We start from the raw sequence: 17,549 nt of genomic DNA on the forward strand, positions 1-17,549 counted from the left end.
GCCGCGATCGGCCGCGCCAGCCGGGCTACGATCCCGCCCGCACGCCGTTTGCGTGCGCTGACAGGCCCCATGCTCAAGCTCCTCGCCTTGTTGTTTCCCGCGCTGCGCGGCCCGGCGCTGGTGCTGGTCGTGCTGGTGCTCACCGGCTGTGCCGGCCTGCCGCCGCGCATGCCCGATGCGCCACCGGCAGTGGCGATTCCCGCCTCGTCCGCCACCCCGCTCGGCCGCGCCGCCGCCAGCCTCGATTCGCCGCCCGACGGGCTCTCGAGCATGCGGCCGCTGATCGAAGCCTCGTTCGCGCTCGACGCGCGGCTGGAGCTCATCCGGCGCGCCCAGTCGTCGCTCGACGTGCAGACCTACCAGCTCGGCAACGACAAGACCGGTCGCCTGCTGCTGCGCGAACTGCGCGACGCCGCCCGGCGCGGCGTGCGCGTGCGCCTGCTGCTCGACGACTTCTACACGGCCGGCATGGACCGCCTGCTGCTCGGACTGGCCGCCGAGCCCAACGCGCAGGTGCGGCTGTTCAACCCCTTCGTGAACGCGCGCGACAGCTCGTCGATGCGCTGGCTGGAGTTCTTCGGCGATTTCCGGCGGCTCAACCACCGCATGCACAACAAGCTGTTCATCGCCGACGGCGCCATGGCCATCGCCGGCGGACGCAACCTCGCGGACGAGTACTTCCTGCGCAGCGAGAGCGCCAACTTCATCGACTTCGAGCTGCTGCTGGCCGGCCCGGTGGTGGCGCAGTCCGCCGGGATCTTCGACACCTACTGGAACAGCGACGTCGTCTACCCGCTGCAGCGCATGGCCGGCACGACGCTCACGCCCGACGAACTCAAGGCCGCCTTCGACACCGCGACCTCGCCCGCCTTCGCGCCGCTGCCTGACCCGCTGGCCGCCACCGACCTGCTGGGCGACCTGCCGCTGGGCGCGCAGCTCGCGAACATCGGCGAGACGCGCTGGATCCGCGCCGAGGCCGCCGCCACCGCCGACAGCCCGAACAAGGCCCTCGGCAAGATGGCCCAGCCGCAGGAATCGCTGGCGCAGCGCTTCCACGAGATGCTGGGCGCCGCGAAGTCGAACGTGGTGGTGATCTCGCCCTACTTCATTCCCGGCGACGAGGGCATGGAGCGCATCCGCATGGGCCGCGATCACGGCCTGAGCATCACCGTGGTCACCAACTCGCTGGCCGACAGCGACGAGCCGCTGGTGAACATCAACTACAACCGCTACCGCGTCGACATGCTCAAGCTGGGCGTGAACCTGTACGAGGTGAGCACGCAGCAGCTCAAGCGCAGCGGCCAGTTCCGCAGCCTGCTCAAGAAGGCGCGCGGGCGCCTGCATGCCAAGCTGGCGCTGGTCGATCGCCAGTGGGTGCTGCTCGGCTCGATGAACCTCGACCCGCGCTCGGCCCTGCTCAACACCGAGTTCGGCGTGCGCGTGCGCAGCTTCGAGCTCACGCAGGCGCTGCTCTTTGCCTACCAGCTGGACGACATGGAAGGCGTGTACCGCGTCGTGCTCAAGCCCGACGGCCAGAACGTGCAGTGGATCGGCACCGGCGACGTGCACAACGAGGTGCTCGACAGCGAGCCCGACTCCAGCATGCTCACGCGATTGCAGCTGCTGCTGTTCTCGTGGTTCGTGCCGACCGACCAGCTGTGAGCGGGCGGCTGCGCGTCGCATCGCCGCCACAGAGGGCGGGCGCGTCGCAGCCGGCTCTCTAGAATCCAGCCCGCCGCGCCCAGCGGCCGTCACCACGGGTGCCGCCGGCGGAGCTTCCGCCCGAGCGGCCCTCGCCTCACCCAGATTTTTTCAAGGCAAGGCACGACATCGCCCTTCGTCCCGCCGACGAAGGCCGTGCCGTGCGCGTGCGCGGCCGCCGTGCGTACAACGCCCTTCAAAAAAACTGGACAACATGAAGCCCTCTTTCCGTACCGCCCCCACGTCGCGCCCGCTGTGGCGTCTTTCCCTGCTGGCAGGCGCCGCCCTCGCGTCGCTGAGCGGCACCGCCCTGGCGCAGACCACCGCTTCGACCCTGAAGGAAGTGACCGTCAGCGCCGAGGACGACAAGGGCTACGCCCCCGCCGCCGCCAGCACCGCCACCAAGGGCAGCGCACCGCTGCGCGACGTGCCGCAGGCCGTCAACGTGCTGCCCGAGCAGCTGCTGCGCGACCAGGGCGCGGTGTCGATGCAGGACGCCCTGCGCAACGTGCCGGGCGTGAGCTTCAACCACGGCGACGGCCAGCGCGACCAGGTCGTGATCCGCGGCTTCAGTGGCATCTCCGACTGGTTCGTCGATGGCGTGCGCGACGACGCGCTGTACTTCCGCGACCTCTCGGACACCGAGCGCATCGAGGTGCTCAAGGGCCCGGCCGCCGTGCTCTACGGCCGCGGTTCCTCGGGCGGCCTGATCAACCGCGTGACCAAGAAGCCCGTGTTCGATCGCCGCTTCGGCGAGGTCTCGCTGGGCCTGGGTAGCAACCACTACACGCGCAGCACGATCGACCTGAACACGCCCATCGGCGAGAACATGGCGTTCCGCCTGAACGTGGCCGGTGAGAAGTCGGACAGCTACCGCGACCAGCAGTTCACCGACCGCTACAACATCGCGCCCTCGCTCGCGATCAAGTTCAGCCCGCAGACCGACCTGCTGCTGCAGTACACCAACCTGCGCGACCAGCGCCTCACCGACTTCGGCATTCCGGCGCTCAACGGCCGCCCGGTCGACGTGCCCATCGGCGCCTACTACGGCTCCGCGCACGGCAAGCGCGACGACACCGTGACCAGCAAGGTGCAGACCTTCACCGCCACGCTGAACCATCGCTTCAGCGACGCGCTGAGCCTGCGCAACACCACGCGCTACTCGAGCTACCACCTGGACCGCAACAACACGCTGCCCAGCGGCACCACCGACCCCGTGCGCCTCACGGTGGGCCGCACGCGCGGCATCGTCGACCGCGACGAGAGCGGCTGGTTCAACCAGACCGACCTGACCTGGCGCAACGACATCGGCGGCTTCAAGCAGGAGTGGCTGGTCGGCGCCGAGTTCGGCGTGCAGCGCAAGCGCCTGTTCAGCGTGTCGTCCGCCACGGGCTTCGAGCGCGTGAGCCTGTTCAACCCGGTGGCCGATCCGCAGCCGATTCCGCTCGCGACCTACCTCGCCGACGGCGCGATCCCGAGCAACAGCGAGTTCAAGACCGCGGCCGTCTACGTCCAGGACCAGATCACGCTGGCACCGCACTGGAAGGCGCTGATCGGCGGACGCTACGACGTGTTCAAGCAGGACACCAGCTTCGAGCGCAAGCTCGCGCCGCTGGAACGCACCGACCGCAAGTTCAGCCCGCGCGCCGGCGTGGTGTGGCAGCCGGATGCGGTGCAGTCGTACTACGTGTCGTACAGCCGCTCGTTCCAACCCTCGGGCGAGAACTTCGCGCTGTCCACCGGCAACATCGACAACGCGCCCGAGATCACCGTCAACAAGGAAATCGGCGCCAAGTTCGACCTGCTCGACGGCGGCCTGAACCTCACGACCGCGCTGTTCAACCTGGAACGCTCGGGCATCAAGAACACCGACCCGAACAACCCACGCCGCCAGATCAACGTCGGCACGCAGCGCACCAACGGCCTGGAGCTCGCGCTCAACGGCCGTCTGCCGGGCCGCTGGGACGTGAGCGCGGGCTATGCGTACCTCGACGCGAAGATGACCAAGTCGCTCGCCACCGTGAGCTCGCTGCAGCTGCCCTTGGGCGCCGCGATCCCGGTGCAGGGCAAGACCGCCGCGCTCACGCCGCGCCACTCGGCCTTCGTGTGGGCCATGAAGGACCTCGGCCACGGCTTCAGCGCCGGCGGCGGCCTGAACTACGTCAGCGCGCGCTATGCGTCGCTGAGCAACCTCGTCACCCTGCCCTCGTACCTGACCGCCGACCTCGCGGCCAACTACAAGGCCGAGCGCTACGAGATCGCGCTGAACCTGAAGAACATCGCGAACCGCAAGTACTACGTCTCGGCCCACGGCAGCGTGGACAACCTGATCCTGCCGGGACCGGGGCGCGAAGTGCAGCTGACGCTGCGCGCGAAGTTCTGAGCGTGCGGGGCGGCTGCGTGTTCAACACGCGGCCGCCTCTTGGTTCTTACTTGCCGGCCTTCCCCACTAGCACCGCGCCCTTCATCCCGGCGTCGTAGTGGCCTGGCTGCAGGCAGCCGAAATCAACCTTGCCGGCCTGCGTGAACTGCCAGACGATCTCGCCGGTCTTGCCCGCGGCCAGCGTGACCATGTTCGGATCGGCGTGCTCCATCTCGGGGTTCTTCTTCATGGCGTCGTAGTGCGCCTTGAGCGCCTTCTCGGTCCCGAGCACGAGCTCGTGCTTCAGGACACCCGAGTTCTTGACGACGAAGCGCACTGTCTCTCCTTGCTTGACCTTGATGTCTGCAGGCGTGAAGCGCATCGCGTCCGTCATGTCGACCTGGACCGTGCGCGTCACCTTGGCGGCCACGCCGGGCTTGCCGACGGCGGCTTCGGCATCGTCATGGCCGTGATCGCCGGCATGGGTGCCCGAGGCGGAAGCGCCGACGGCGGCCAATGCGGCCAAGGCAGCGAAAACGGTGTTGCGGAAGGTGAGAGCCATGGTGTCCTTGGAGATTGGAAGGGTGGATCGGGCGGCCTGCGCGCGCATCCGTCCGGTGCTGCGTGCTGGGGTGCCGCGACTCTAGGAAGCCCGCCCCGTCAATCGCCGATCACGTGGATTACAAAGAAGCAATCCGCGCGCGGCCTCTGCATGGGTCTGAGTGGGCTTATTTCACCCGGACAAAAGAACCCTAAACGTTCCGACCGATGGCACTCGGCAGCCCGGGGTTTCCCCGTAAAAGCACAGCCGTGCAAGACTGCGGAACGACGCTTAACATTCGCAGCGTCCCTGTCGCAACTCATTGATTTTCAAAGACCGAATCTCGAGTGTGTTAAATCACTTTCGAGCCGCGTGCCATTGAACATTCGACTACGTTAATTCCACGTCACCGAGCTTTCGCCCATGTTGGAAGTCGCGGTTACTATGCTTTGATCAAAACTCTTGTCGAGCGAGAGTAGATCGCACGCCTGTCCCTATGTGACCTGCCGTCCCGTGTTGGATTCCGCCGATCTCTGACCCTAGATTTCCATTGAATACTGACCCACCCGTTTTGTGAGCCTGAAGGCTTCACAGTGTGGATAAGTGCTTGGTGTTCTCCTTTTTAGGTTGGGACTTCGCAGAACTGTTTTTGAACCGGAAGCTGTCGTTTCCGGTCTCCAGGATGTGGCACCGATGTGTCAGCCTGTCCAACAGCGCGGTTGTCATCTTCGCATCGCCAAAGACGCTAGCCCACTCCCCGAAGCTGAGGTTCGTGGTGATCACGACACTGGTTTGTGTGGATCTGCCGCAGATTGCGCCGCTGTTTGCGCGATTTAGTTGCCTCGATCGCGAGCCAGGTCGCGAGCTTCTCGGCATAGGGATCGAGCTTGCTTGAACTCGCCCGCTTGGCGTAGCGCGGCTCTTCATCGCCGGCTCGCAGGTACTTCTTTACGGTGTTGCGAGACAGGCCTGTACGCCTGGCTATCTCGCGAATGGACATCTGCTCGCGCAGGGCCCAGCGTCTGATGACACTCAATGTCGCCACGTCTATCACTCCTAGGATCCCCTGCTTTAAAAATGAGCAGGGTAGGGTTTTACGTGGGTCAGTCTTAGACGGAAATTACTGCGTTTAGTGGGTCAATTTTCGGCAGCAATCAACAGCGGGGCTGCCCTGCTACTTGTCAGCCCAAGCCAATCAAGACTTTTGGCAGCGGTTTGCGAAAAAAGTGCACCTTTTCAGACCGTCCGCCGAGGCTCCTTGCTCCAAGCCTTGCAGATTGAACCTTCTGGCCGCCCTTACACCGTCCCCGCCGGCCGCTAGCGCCAAGTTTTATCCGGATAAAATAATTATTGCGCGAATGTTCAATGACGCGCTTACGAAAGACCAGCGTCGTTCCGCAAAGACGAGGGCAAGGGCCACGCTCTTGAAAGGTCATCGAATGCCCTTATGATTAGCACTCGCTGCTGACGAGTGCTAACAGCCCTCCCATCCAGTCGACAGGTCGCCGGTTTCTCCGGCGCCCGACCACAAACAAACCCGTTTCTTACCCTTCCAGGAGATGCAATGAAACTTCGTCCTTTGGCCGATCGCGTGATCGTCAAGCGTGTTGACAGCGAAACCAAGACCGCCTCTGGCATCGTCATCCCCGACGCAGCCGCCGAAAAGCCCGATCAGGGTGAAGTCCTGGCCGTGGGCCCGGGCAAGCGCAACGACAAGGGCGAACTGGCCGCACTGACCGTCAAGGTCGGCGACCGCGTCCTGTTCGGCAAGTACAGCGGCCAGACCGTCAAGGTCGATGGCGACGAACTGCTCGTGATGAAGGAAGACGACCTGTTCGCAGTCGTCGAGAAGTAATTCTTCTCCTCCTTTCGATCTCATCCAAATTCAATCCATTCGGAGTTAATTCATCATGGCAGCAAAAGACGTAGTCTTCGGCGGAGAAGCCCGCGCACGCATGGTCGAGGGTGTCAACATCCTGGCCAACGCAGTCAAAGTGACCCTGGGCCCCAAGGGCCGCAACGTGGTGCTCGAGCGTTCGTTCGGCGCCCCCACCGTGACCAAGGACGGTGTGTCCGTGGCCAAGGAAATCGAACTCAAGGACAAGCTGCAGAACATGGGCGCCCAGCTCGTGAAGGAAGTGGCCTCCAAGACTTCGGACAACGCCGGTGACGGCACCACCACCGCGACCGTGCTGGCACAAGCCATCGTTCGCGAAGGTTTCAAGCTGGTGGCTGCCGGCATGAACCCGATGGACCTGAAGCGCGGCATCGACAAGGCTGTCACGGCCCTGGTCGCCGAGCTGAAGAAGGCTTCCAAGCCCACCACCACCTCCAAGGAAATCGCGCAAGTCGGCTCCATCTCGGCCAACAGCGACGAAACCATCGGCAAGCTCATCGCTGACGCGATGGACAAGGTCGGCAAGGAAGGCGTGATCACCGTGGAAGACGGCAAGTCGCTGGACAGCGAACTCGACGTCGTCGAAGGCATGCAGTTCGACCGCGGCTACCTGTCGCCCTACTTCATCAACAACCCCGAGAAGCAATCGGCGCTGTTGGACAACCCCTTCGTGCTGCTGTTCGACAAGAAGATCAGCAACATCCGTGACCTGCTGCCGGTGCTGGAGCAAGTCGCCAAGGCTGGCCGTCCGCTGCTGATCATTGCCGAAGAAGTCGAAGGCGAAGCCCTGGCTACCTTGGTCGTGAACACGATCCGCGGCATCCTGAAGGTTGTGGCTGTCAAGGCTCCTGGCTTCGGCGACCGCCGCAAGGCCATGCTGGAAGACATCGCCATCCTGACGGGCGGCAAGGTCATCGCTGAAGAAGTGGGCCTGACGCTCGAAAAGGTGACGCTGGCCGACCTGGGTCAAGCCAAGCGCATCGAAGTGGGCAAGGAAAACACGATCATCATCGACGGCGCCGGCGCTGCTGGTGACATCGAAGCCCGCGTGAAGCAAGTGCGCGTTCAGATCGAAGAAGCGACCAGCGACTACGACCGTGAAAAGCTGCAAGAGCGCGTGGCCAAGCTGGCCGGCGGCGTGGCAGTGATCAAGGTTGGCGCTGCCACCGAAGTCGAAATGAAGGAAAAGAAGGCTCGCGTCGAAGACGCCCTGCACGCCACCCGCGCTGCAGTGGAAGAAGGCGTTGTGGCTGGCGGCGGCGTGGCTCTGCTGCGTGCCAAGCAAGCTGTGGGCGACTCGGTCAAGGGCGACAACGCCGACCAGGAAGCCGGCATCAAGCTGGTGCTGAAGGCCATCGAAGCCCCCCTGCGCGAAATCGTGAACAACGCCGGCGGCGAAGCCTCGGTGGTGGTGAACGCTGTGTTGGCCGGCAAGGGCAACTACGGCTTCAACGCTGCGAACGACACGTACGGCGACATGCTCGAGCTGGGCATCCTGGACCCGACGAAGGTCACCCGCACCGCACTGCAGAACGCCGCTTCGGTGTCCTCGCTGCTGCTGACGACCGAAGCCATGATCGCTGACGCTCCGAAGGACGAGTCGGGCGCCGGCGGCGGCATGCCTGACATGGGTGGCATGGGCGGCATGGGCGGCATGGGTATGTAAATTTCGCTCGCCCCCAGGCTGCGCGGCACTTCGTGTCCGCTACGCCAACCCCCTACCGGGGGCAACACCTGCGGCCCGGCAAAGCCGGTTCCGCGGTGTTTCGCGAAATAAAAAACCCGTCTTGCGACGGGTTTTTTTATGGGCGCTCGGTTTGTTGTGCCGCCTATCGGAACTGGTCACGCAGCGCCATGTACAGCACCTGAAAACGCGCATGCCGCGTCTTGTGTTCACCCGCCCCGTCGGATGAAGGCGTCAGCGTCTGCTTCACCGGCGGCAGCGTGCACACGTCGGCCACCGCGCCCCCATCGGCCAGCCACGCCAACCGCGCCGCACCGAGTGCCCCGCCCGTCTCGCTGCCCGCATAGAGCGTGAGTTCGACCTGGAAGATGTCGGCCAGCAACTGACCCCACCAGACACTGCGCGCACCGCCACCCACTAGCGCGACTTCGCGCAGCGGCATGTCGGCCGGCAGGCGCAACGTGTCGAAGCCGTCGCGCAAGCCGAAGCTCACGCCCTCGACCACGGCATAGGCGATCTCTGCGGGGCCATGGGCATGCGTCAGGCCGAACAAGGTGCCCTGCGCGTTCGGGTTGTTGTGCGGGGAACGCTCGCCCGACAGGTACGGCAGGAACAGCGGGCATCGCGCCCGGTCCGCCAACGCGACCGATGCCGCCGCTTCGAGCAACGCCGCTTCGTCCGCGAACTTGAAGGTCTTGGTCGCCCAGCTCACCGCGCTCGCGGCCGAGAGCATCACCGACATCTGGTGCCAGCGCTTGGGCAGTGCGTGGCAGAAGGCGTGCATCGCCTGCGCGGGGTTCGGCAGGAAACGGTCGGTCGAGACGAACACCACGCCCGAAGTACCGAGCGAGACAAAGCCCTGCCCCGGTTCCACGAGCCCCATGCCGACCGCGCTGGCGGCGTTGTCGCCCGCGCCGCCGGCGATCTTCACGCCATCGCGCAAGCCCCAGCGCGCCGCCAGCTCAGGCTTGAGCAGCGCGGAGACTTCGCTGCCTTCGACCAGCCGCGGCATGTGATCGCGCGTGAGCCCCGTCGCCGCGAGCAGCTCGTCGGACCAGTCGCGCGCGCCCACGTCGAGCCACAGCGTGCCGGCCGCGTCGGACATCTCGCTGACCGCCTCGCCGCTGAGCATGAAGCGCAGCCAGTCTTTCGGCAGCAGCACGCGCGCGACGCGGGAGAAGATCTCGGGTTCGTGCTCGCGCACCCACAGCAGCTTGGGCGCGGTGAAGCCGGGCATCGCAAGGTTGCCTGCGATTTCGCCCAGGCGCGGCACGGCGCGCGTGAGCGCCTCGCACTGCGCGCCGCTGCGGCCGTCGTTCCAGAGAATGGCCGGGCGCAGCACCTCGCCCGCCGCATCGAGCAGCGTGGCGCCGTGCATCTGGCCCGACAGGCCGATGGCGCGCACCTGCGACAGCGCCTCGGCATGTGCTGCGCGCAGTTCGGTCATGACCGCGTCGAGCGCCTGCCACCATTGGGCGGGCGCCTGTTCCGACCACAGCGGGTGCGGCCGGTCGACCGTGAGCGGCGCACGTGCCACGCCGACGATGCGGTGATCGTCCGCAAGCAGCAACGCCTTGAGCTCGGACGTGCCGAGGTCGAGTCCCAGATACAAGATCGTCTCCCTGATGGCGCCTTTGGAGCAGGCGCATTCGCCTTGAAAGAAGTCAGCCGAAGCGCGTGTCGGCCTGGCGCCTGAATTCGCTGGGCGTCATGCCCTTGATTTCGAGAAAGCGCCGGTTGAAGTTCGCCACGTTGTTGAAGCCCACCTGGTAGCAGATGTCGGTCACGTAGTGGTCGGTCTGCATCAGCAGGTGACAGGCGCTGTTGATGCGCACGCGGTTCACGAAGTCGGTGAAGCTGTTGCCGGTCGAGCGACGGAAAAAGCGGCTGAAGCGGCTCTCGCTCATGCCGAGCTCGGCGGCCACATCCGACATCGAGATCGAGTCGGTCATGTTGTTGGTGATGCGGTTGACGATGTCGTTGATCTGGTCGACCTGCGCATCGCCGTCGCTGCCCTGCACGCCCTGCATCTGCACGCTCGACAGCAGCCGGTAGTCGGTGCATTGCGCCAGGTCGGCCATGAACTCGCAAAAGAGGCCCAGGCGCCGCACGCCGCGCGCCGCCTTGATGGCGTCCCAGTGCGCGAGCGCCTGCGCCGACATGCCGAAGAACTCGATGCCGTGGCGCGCGCGGTCGAGCAGCGGCATCACATCGCGCAGCTCGGGAATCTCGGCGGCCGCGCGCTCGATGGGCTCATGGCGGAACTGGATCACGCGGTCGCGCCCGGCGGCGCCTTCCTCGGGCACGTCGAGCGAGATCCAGTTGTGCGGAAGACGCGGCCCGCACAACACGAGATGCCCAGGCTGGAACGGCCCGATCCAGTCGCCGATGAAGGCCTTGCCCGAGGTCTCGGTGATCAGGTGCAGCTCGTAGTCTTCATGGAAGTGCCAACGCACCAGCGGGCTCGGAAAGCCGTGCGCGAGGCAGCGCACCAGGCCGGTTTCTTCCGGGGCCTCGTAGCCCAGCGAGGGAGAGCGCGCGAAATCGCGCTCCAGTTCGGGCTGGCGTTGGCGAGGGATCGCGCGTTTGCGGGTGGTCGTTGTCATGGCAGCACGGATCGATCAGGGCCGGGAAGCGACGGCCTCATTGTCTTCCTGCGAAAGCGCCGTGTGAACGGCTTCCAGCGTCGGTGGATCGGCGCCCTCGCGGGTGCAGTTCAGGGCCGCGGCGGTGGCGGCGAAACGCATCACGGCGCACCAGTGGTCGTCGCCGAGTTCGGCCAGTTGCGCGGGGTGCTCGACGCCATGCGCCAGCAGCGCCACCGACAGGCCGGCCGTGAAGGTGTCGCCCGCGCCGATGGTGTCAACCACCTCGACGCGCGGCGCGGCCACGGTGAGCGGTGCGCTGCCGGTGCGCCACAGCGTGGCGCCGGCACCGCCGCGCGTGACGACCACGGCGCGCGCGCCAGCCGTGAGGCACTCGGCCGCGAGCGCATCGACGGGCCGCCCGGGGGCGAGCAACTGGGCGTCTTCGTCGCTGAGCTTGACGAGGTCGGCCATGGCGAACCACTCGGTGACGCGGGCGCGGAAGGCGGCCATGCTCGGGATCAGGCTGGGTCGCACGTTGGGGTCGAACACGACCACGCAGCGCCCGGCATGGGCCGCCACGAGGTCGGTGATGCGCGACGACGCCGGCTCTTGCAGCAACGAGATCGAGCCGAAGTGCAGGAAACGGCATTCCGCCGGCAGCTGCGGCAGCGGCTCGGGCGCCCAGGTCGCGTCGGCACTGCCGCGTGTGTAGAAGGCGTAGCGGTTGGTCTGCGGCGTGCGCTCGACAAAGGCCAGCGTCGACGGCGCGTCGCTGCGCAAAATGAGACGGGTGTCGACGCCGTTGCGTTCGAGAAAGGCCATCAGCCGTTCGCCGAACAGGTCGGTCGAGAGCTGCGTGAGAAAGCCGGTCGGCTGCCCGAGCCGCGCGCAGGCCACGGCCGTGTTGAGCGGCGAGCCGCCCTCATGGCCCAGGAACGCCAGCGAACCCCCTTCGCTGGCGGTGAAATCGATCAGGGCCTCGCCCGTGAGTGCTATGCGCATGGTGTGTTTATTTTGTGCTTCTGTCAGGGCAAGGCCCGGGCGTCGGCCAGGAAACCCGCTTCGGCAGCCAGGGTGGCGGGATGGTCGAGCAGCTCGGCAAAGAGGCGCGGCGGAATGGTGATGGCGCCCACGCCCAGCCCGAGCAGCGACAGGTACGCCGCGCGCGAACGGATGCTCGCCACCAGCAGCCGCGTGCCCGCCGCGGGGCGCCGTGCGACCAGCGACTGCATCTGCGCGATGAGCGCGAGCCCGTCGATGCCCGCGTCTTCGAGCCGGCCGAGGTACGGCGCCGCGTAGGCCGCGCCCAGTTGCGCGGCGAAGTGCGCCTGCTCGGGCGCGTACACGGCGGTCCAGGTGACGGGCACGCCCTGCGCGATGAGCTGCGCGCCGGCGTCCAGGCCCTGGCGCGTGGCGGGAATCTTGATGACGAGCTGGCCGCGGTCGAACTGCGGCAACAGCGCCTGCGCGTCTTCGAGCATGCCGTCGACCTCGCTCGAATACACCTGGGCCTGCACCTGGCGCGCACCCAGGTCGATGCAGCGCTTGAGCAGCCCCGGCACGGCCGCGCGGCCCACGCCGGCACGCTGCAGCAGCGTCGGGTTGGTCGTCACGCCATGCACCACCGGGTGCGGCAGGCAGGCCTGCAGGTCGGCCAGGTCGGCGCTGTCGAGGTACAGATGGAAATCGTCGTTCATGCGAAAGAAGGGGTTCAGCTCATGACATTGCCGCCATCGACATTGAGGGTCTGCGCCGTGATGTAGCGCGCCTCGTCGCTGGCGAGAAACACCGCCGCCCCTGCAATGTCGCCCGGCACGCCCATGCGCCCGAGCGGCACGTCGAGGCCGACACGCCGCTTCTTCTCGCCCGGCGCGAGCCCTTCGGCTTTGGCAAACAGGCTGTCGACATGGTCCCACATCGGCGTGTCGACCACACCGGGGGCGATGCCGTTGACGCGGATGCCGTGCGGCGCCATGGCCAGCGCGGCGCTCTGCGTGTAGCTGATGACGGCCGCCTTGGTCGCGCAGTAGTGCGACACCAGCGCCTCGCCGCGGCGCCCGGCCTGCGAGGCCATGTTGATGACCGATGCGCCCGGCGTGCCGGCCTCGACCATGTGGCGCAGCACGGCCTGCATCACGAAGAACATGCCCTTCACGTTGACGGCGAAGAGCCGGTCGAACGAGGCTTCGTCGCTGTCGAGCAGCGGCGCGAGGTCGAACACGGCGGCGTTGTTGAACAGCGTGTGGATCGGGCCGAAGGCGACCTGTGCCTCGGCCAGCATGTGCGTGATGGCCTGGGTGTCGGTCACGTCGGCCGCGATGTACGCGAGGCTGTCGAGGTGGCGCTGCTGCAGAGCCCGCACCGCGTCGGGCGCGGCGGTCGCGCGGTCGATCACGCTGCAGCGCGCGCCCTCGGCGATGCAGGCCTCGGCCACCGCCAGGCCGATGCCGCCGCCGGCACCGGTCAGCAGCACATGGCGGTCCTGCAGCCGGCCGCTCATGGCGCGGCCTTCTCCGCAACGAAGCGCGCGACGCGCTCGCCGGCGCGGCGCACCGCATCGACCAGCCGCGCATCGCCCGCAAGGCTGCCCCACAGCCCGGCATCGGCGCACAACGCCGCCACCGGGTCGGCCGCGTCGCAGATGGCATGCGCCACCGCGTCGTCCATGCTCTGGTCCTGGTAGGCGTAGGGCAGATCGCCCCGGTGCCAGCGCTGCAGGAACGCGAGGAACAGCGCGGGCAGCATCGCCACGCTGTCGATGCCCTGCCCGGCCGCGAGGCGCTCGCGCACCGTCGGCGCGATGAAGCCCGGAATCTTCGAAAAGCCATCAGCCGCCACGCGCTGGTTGGTGTCACGGATCGCGGGGTTGCCGAAGCGGTCGAGCACCACGTCGCGGTAGGCCGCGAGGTCGATCGGGCTCGGGCTCAGGCACGGGATGACGTCGTCGGTCACGTAGTCGAAGGCCATCCGGCGGATGGCGGCGTCGTGCGTGCCTTCGTGGATGAACCCCAGCCCCGCCAGCGTGCCCGCCCAGGCGATGCAGCTGTGCGTGGCGTTGAGGATGCGGATCTTGGCCTCTTCATACGGCTGCACCGAGTCGACCAGCTCGGCACCCACGCGGTCCCAGTCGGGCCGCCCGGCGACGAAATCGTCTTCGATGACCCACTGGATGAAGCTCTCGCCCGTGACCGCGGCGCCATCGTCGCGGCCCGTGGCGGCTTGCACGCGCGCGCGCAACTCGGGCGGGGGGCGCGGCGTGATGCGGTCGACCATCGCGTTCGGGCAGCGGGTGTTGGCGTCGACCCAGGCCTGCAGCGGCGTGTCGCCGACCAACGCGATGAATTCGAGCAGCCCTGCGCGGAAGCGATCGCCGTTGTGGCGCAGGTTGTCGCAGTTCAGCAGCGTCACGGGGCCCGCCTGTGCGGCACGCCGTGCCCGCAGGATCGCGCAGACCGCACCGTAGATCGTCTCGCCGGCCTCGCCGCGCTGCGCGCGTTCGATGTCGGTTGCGAGGTCGGCGAACGACAGGTCGAGCTTGCCCTTGGTATCGAGGTAGTAGCCGGCCTCGGTCACGGTGAAGGAGACGATGCGCGTGGACGGCGCGGCGCCGCGCGCGATCACTGCGGCCAGCGACGGCTCGTACGGCAGCACTTCGCGGATCGCTTCGATCTGCTCGTAGCGGTACTCGCCGGCCGGCGACACGGTCTCGAGCGTGTAGCGCCCGCCCTGCGCCTGCAGCGCCGAAACGACCTCGGCCATGTCGGGCCGGATGTTGGCGCCCGACAGCGACCAGCGGGTGTCGCCCGCATCGATCAGCCGCTGCAGGTAGACGGCCTGGTGCGCGCGATGAAACGAGCCGAGGCCGAGGTGAAGCACCGTGAATTCCGAAGGCGCCGGTGGGGTGGGCACGAGGGCCGCTGCTGCTGCGAGGGTCACGGGGAAGGTCCGGAAAAAAGTGAAGGTCGTCGGGTCAGGCGGCCACAGCGCGGCCTTCGCGGCTGAACAGGTGCAGCACGGACGGATCGAGCTCGACCGCCACGTCGTCACCGGCCTGCAGCGGCGTGCGCTCGTTCTGGCGCGCAATGAGCGGCACGCCGCCCACGTCCACGTGGATCAGCGTGTCGGCGCCCAGCGCCTCGATGAGTTCGACGCGGCCCGGCACGCCGGCGGCTGCGCCCTGCTTCGGATGCACGCGCAGGCCTTCGGGGCGTACGCCCAGGAAGCCGTCGCTCGGCAAACGCCCACCGGTCGCGGCGGAAAAGCTCGGGATCGCGCTCGCCGACACCATGTTCATCGACGGCATGCCGATGAACTGCGCGACGAACTGGTTGGCCGGGCGGTCGTACAGCTCGAGCGGCGTGCCGACCTGTTCGATGAGCCCGTCCTTCAGCACCACCACGCGATCGGCCAGCGTCATGGCTTCGACCTGGTCGTGCGTGACGTAGATGGTGGTCGCGCCGAGCGCGCGGTGCAGCTTGTGGATCTCAACGCGTGTGTTGCCGCGCAGCGCCGCGTCGAGGTTCGACAGCGGCTCATCGAACAGGAACACCTTCGGCGCACGCACGATGGCACGGCCGATGGCCACGCGCTGGCGCTGGCCGCCCGACAGATCTTTCGGCGTGCGGTCGAGGTACTGCGTGAGGTTCAGCGTCTTCGCCGCGTACTCGACCTTGGTCTTGATCTCGCTCTTGGGCACGCCCGCGAGCTTGAGCGCGAAGGACATGTTGTCGTACACGCTCATGTGCGGATACAGCGCGTAGCTCTGGAACACCATCGCCAGGTCGCGCTTGCCCGACGGCGCCCAGGTGATGTCCTTGCCGTCGAGCAGCAGGCTGCCGCTGGTGATCGGCTCGAGCCCCGCGATCAGGCGCAGCAGCGTCGACTTGCCGCAGCCCGAAGGCCCGACGAAGACGATGAACTCGCCCTTCTGGATTTCGAGGTCGACGCCCTTGATGATGTTGACGTCACCAAAGCTCTTCTTGATGTTCTTGAGTTCGAGGTAGGCCATGAGATGTCTCCCTTTTCTTTACTTGACGGCGCCGAAGGTCAGGCCTTGCACCAGTTGCTTCTGGCTGAACCAGCCGAACACGACGATGGGCGCGATGGCCATCAGCGACGCGGCCGACAACTTGGCCCAGAACAGGCCTTCGGGGCTGGAGTACGAGGCGATGAGCGTGGCCAGCGTGCCGGCCTTGGCGGAGGTGAGGTTGAGGGCCCAGAAGGCCTCGTTCCAGCTCAGCACCAGGCACAGGAGGCCGGTCGATGCGAGCCCGCCGACCGACAGCGGCATCACGACATGGCGGAACTCGGTCCACAGGCTCGCGCCGTCCATGCGCGCGGCTTCGAGGATCTCGTTCGGAATGTCCTTGTAGGCGCTGTAGAGCATCCACACCATGATCGGCAGGTTCGACAGCGTGAACACGATGGTCAGCGCGCTGAGCGAGTCCAGCATGCCGGCGGTCTGCGCCAGCACGTAGATCGGCACCAACGCGCCGACGGCCGGCATCATCTTGGTGGAGAGCATCCACATGAGGATGTCGCGCGTCTTCTTCGTGCGAAAGAACGCCATCGAGTACGCAGCGGGTGCGGCGATCAACAGGCCCAGGATGGTCGAGCCCAGGCTGGTGATGAGCGAGTTGCGCGCATACAGCAGGTAGTCGCTGCGGCGCTGCACTTCGCCGAAGTTGTCGAGCGTGGGCTCGAAGATGAACAGCGGCGGCACGTGGATGGCCTGCAGCTCCGTCTTGAAGGCCGTGAGAAACAGCCAGCCGAGCGGGAAGAACAGGAGCAGTGCCACGGCCCACGCACCGACGGTGCGCAGCAGTTGGGGAAGGAAGTTGCTGGGTTGCATGGTCGTTCCTTCAGTCAAGGTTCTTGCCGATGATGCGAATGAGGAACACCGCGACGATGTTCGCCAGCACCACTGCGAACAGCGCACCCGCGGAAGCCACGCCCACATCGAAGTTCATGAGCGACTGCTTGAAGATCATGTAGGTCATGTTCGTGCTCTCGTTGCCCGGGCCGCCATTGGTGGTGATGGCGATCTCGGCGAACACGCTGAGCAGGAAGATCATCTCGATCATGATCACCACGGCCATCGGGCGGCCGAGGTGCGGAATGGTGAGATAGAAGAAGCGCTGGAACGAACTCGCGCCGTCCATGCGCGCCGCTTCCATCTGCTCGCGGTCGAGCGACTGCAGCGAGGTGATGAAGATCAGGCAGGCAAAAGGCAGCCACTGCCACGCCACCATGATGATCACGGAGAACAGCGGCACGTCGGTGAGCCAGTCGACCGGCTGCGCACCGAAGAAGCGCCACAGGTCGGCGAGCACACCGTAGATGGGGTTCATCATCATGTGCTTCCACAGCAGCGCGTTCACTGCGGGCATGACGAAGAAGGGCGAGATCAGCAGCACGCGCACGATGCCGCGGCCCGGGAAGGGCTCGTTCACCAGCAGCGCGAGCAGCACGCCGAACACCACGGTGATGACGATCACGCTGCCAATGAGCAGCAGCGTGTTCCACGTGGCCGGCCAGAAGTCGGGGTCGGTGACGAAGTAGTGAAAGTTCTCGAGGCCCGCGAACGTGCGTTCGCCGGGTTGCATGAGGTTGTAGTTCACGAACGAGAAGTACAACGTCATCAGCAGCGGCACGATCATCCAGAGGAAGAGCGTGAGCACGGCGGGCGCCATGAGGGCGCGGGGCAGGAGTCTTTTCATGGTCTGTTCCTCTCGGGCTGCGGCCCTCTCCCCACGGGGGAGAGGGGAAGAAGCGCG

General features: G+C 66.5%; 14 protein-coding genes and 2 pseudogenes. 4 read left to right on the plus strand and 12 right to left on the minus strand.

Annotation, left to right across the window (positions count from 1 at the left end):
• The first annotated feature begins 69 nt into the window (after positions 1 to 69).
• Together CY658_RS15520 and CY658_RS15525 are read left to right on the plus strand one after the other, a co-directional pair.
• Positions 70 to 1,662, plus strand: coding sequence for a phospholipase D family protein (locus CY658_RS15520; RefSeq protein ID WP_101491037.1), 1,593 nt, complete (start codon positions 70 to 72; stop codon positions 1,660 to 1,662).
• A gap of 253 nt (positions 1,663 to 1,915) precedes the next feature.
• A complete protein-coding gene (locus tag CY658_RS15525; RefSeq protein WP_257884880.1) occupies positions 1,916 to 4,084 on the plus strand; it encodes a TonB-dependent receptor in 2,169 nt (722 codons plus the stop codon).
• A gap of 46 nt (positions 4,085 to 4,130) precedes the next feature.
• On the opposite strand, the gene CY658_RS15530 is transcribed toward CY658_RS15525, so the two are convergent.
• The 3 genes and pseudogenes from CY658_RS15530 to CY658_RS15540 form a co-directional block, all read right to left on the minus strand.
• Complete coding sequence (locus tag CY658_RS15530) at positions 4,131 to 4,625, minus strand: cupredoxin domain-containing protein (RefSeq protein ID WP_101491038.1); 495 nt, start codon at positions 4,623 to 4,625, stop codon at positions 4,131 to 4,133.
• Between the two features lie 567 nt (positions 4,626 to 5,192).
• Positions 5,193 to 5,399: pseudogene (locus tag CY658_RS15535) on the minus strand (ATP-binding protein); the annotation flags it as partial.
• Positions 5,395 to 5,658: pseudogene (locus CY658_RS15540) on the minus strand (helix-turn-helix domain-containing protein); the annotation flags it as partial. The pseudogenes CY658_RS15540 and CY658_RS15535, both read right to left, overlap by 5 nt.
• 510 nt (positions 5,659 to 6,168) lie before the next feature.
• Between CY658_RS15540 and CY658_RS15545 the strand changes: the two are divergent.
• Both CY658_RS15545 and groL read left to right on the plus strand, forming a co-directional pair.
• Complete coding sequence (locus CY658_RS15545) at positions 6,169 to 6,459, plus strand: co-chaperone GroES (protein ID WP_056572926.1); 291 nt, start codon at positions 6,169 to 6,171, stop codon at positions 6,457 to 6,459.
• A gap of 55 nt (positions 6,460 to 6,514) precedes the next feature.
• Positions 6,515 to 8,167 carry a chaperonin GroEL gene (groL, locus tag CY658_RS15550; RefSeq protein WP_099795250.1) on the plus strand — a complete coding sequence of 551 codons (1,653 nt, stop codon included), beginning with the start codon at positions 6,515 to 6,517 and terminating at the stop codon, positions 8,165 to 8,167.
• Positions 8,168 to 8,330: 163 nt separating this feature from the next.
• Here groL and xylB read toward each other — a convergent pair whose 3' ends face one another.
• The 9 genes from xylB to CY658_RS15595 form a co-directional block, all read right to left on the minus strand.
• Positions 8,331 to 9,797 carry a xylulokinase gene (xylB, locus tag CY658_RS15555; protein WP_101491039.1) on the minus strand — a complete coding sequence of 489 codons (1,467 nt, stop codon included), beginning with the start codon at positions 9,795 to 9,797 and terminating at the stop codon, positions 8,331 to 8,333.
• Positions 9,798 to 9,849: 52 nt separating this feature from the next.
• A complete protein-coding gene (locus CY658_RS15560; RefSeq protein WP_062471853.1) occupies positions 9,850 to 10,791 on the minus strand; it encodes an AraC family transcriptional regulator in 942 nt (313 codons plus the stop codon).
• A gap of 15 nt (positions 10,792 to 10,806) precedes the next feature.
• Positions 10,807 to 11,775, minus strand: a complete 969-nt coding sequence (locus CY658_RS15565) for a carbohydrate kinase family protein (protein ID WP_101491040.1) — start codon at positions 11,773 to 11,775, stop codon at positions 10,807 to 10,809.
• Between the two features lie 23 nt (positions 11,776 to 11,798).
• The gene (locus CY658_RS15570) at positions 11,799 to 12,470 is read right to left on the minus strand and encodes a transaldolase family protein (protein WP_101491041.1); all 672 of its coding nucleotides are present in this window, start codon (positions 12,468 to 12,470) and stop codon (positions 11,799 to 11,801) included.
• Positions 12,471 to 12,484: 14 nt separating this feature from the next.
• Positions 12,485 to 13,273 (minus strand): L-iditol 2-dehydrogenase, encoded by a 789-nt coding sequence (locus CY658_RS15575; protein ID WP_101491042.1) that lies wholly within the window; start codon positions 13,271 to 13,273, stop codon positions 12,485 to 12,487.
• Positions 13,270 to 14,649 carry a D-arabinitol 4-dehydrogenase gene (dalD, locus tag CY658_RS15580; RefSeq protein WP_101491043.1) on the minus strand — a complete coding sequence of 460 codons (1,380 nt, stop codon included), beginning with the start codon at positions 14,647 to 14,649 and terminating at the stop codon, positions 13,270 to 13,272. The genes CY658_RS15575 and dalD overlap by 4 nt, the downstream gene beginning before the upstream one ends.
• 94 nt (positions 14,650 to 14,743) lie before the next feature.
• On the minus strand, positions 14,744 to 15,781 hold the full coding sequence (locus tag CY658_RS15585) for an ABC transporter ATP-binding protein (RefSeq protein ID WP_101491044.1): 1,038 nt from the start codon (positions 15,779 to 15,781) through the stop codon (positions 14,744 to 14,746).
• A gap of 18 nt (positions 15,782 to 15,799) precedes the next feature.
• Positions 15,800 to 16,624, minus strand: a complete 825-nt coding sequence (locus CY658_RS15590) for a carbohydrate ABC transporter permease (RefSeq protein WP_101491045.1) — start codon at positions 16,622 to 16,624, stop codon at positions 15,800 to 15,802.
• A 10-nt stretch (positions 16,625 to 16,634) separates the two neighbouring features.
• The gene (locus CY658_RS15595; RefSeq protein ID WP_099795241.1) at positions 16,635 to 17,492 is read right to left on the minus strand and encodes a carbohydrate ABC transporter permease; all 858 of its coding nucleotides are present in this window, start codon (positions 17,490 to 17,492) and stop codon (positions 16,635 to 16,637) included.
• Between the last annotated feature and the right edge of the window lie 57 nt (positions 17,493 to 17,549).

The sequence above is a fragment of the Variovorax sp. RO1 genome (assembly GCF_002849325.1).
GTDB lineage: Bacteria > Pseudomonadota > Gammaproteobacteria > Burkholderiales > Burkholderiaceae_C > Variovorax.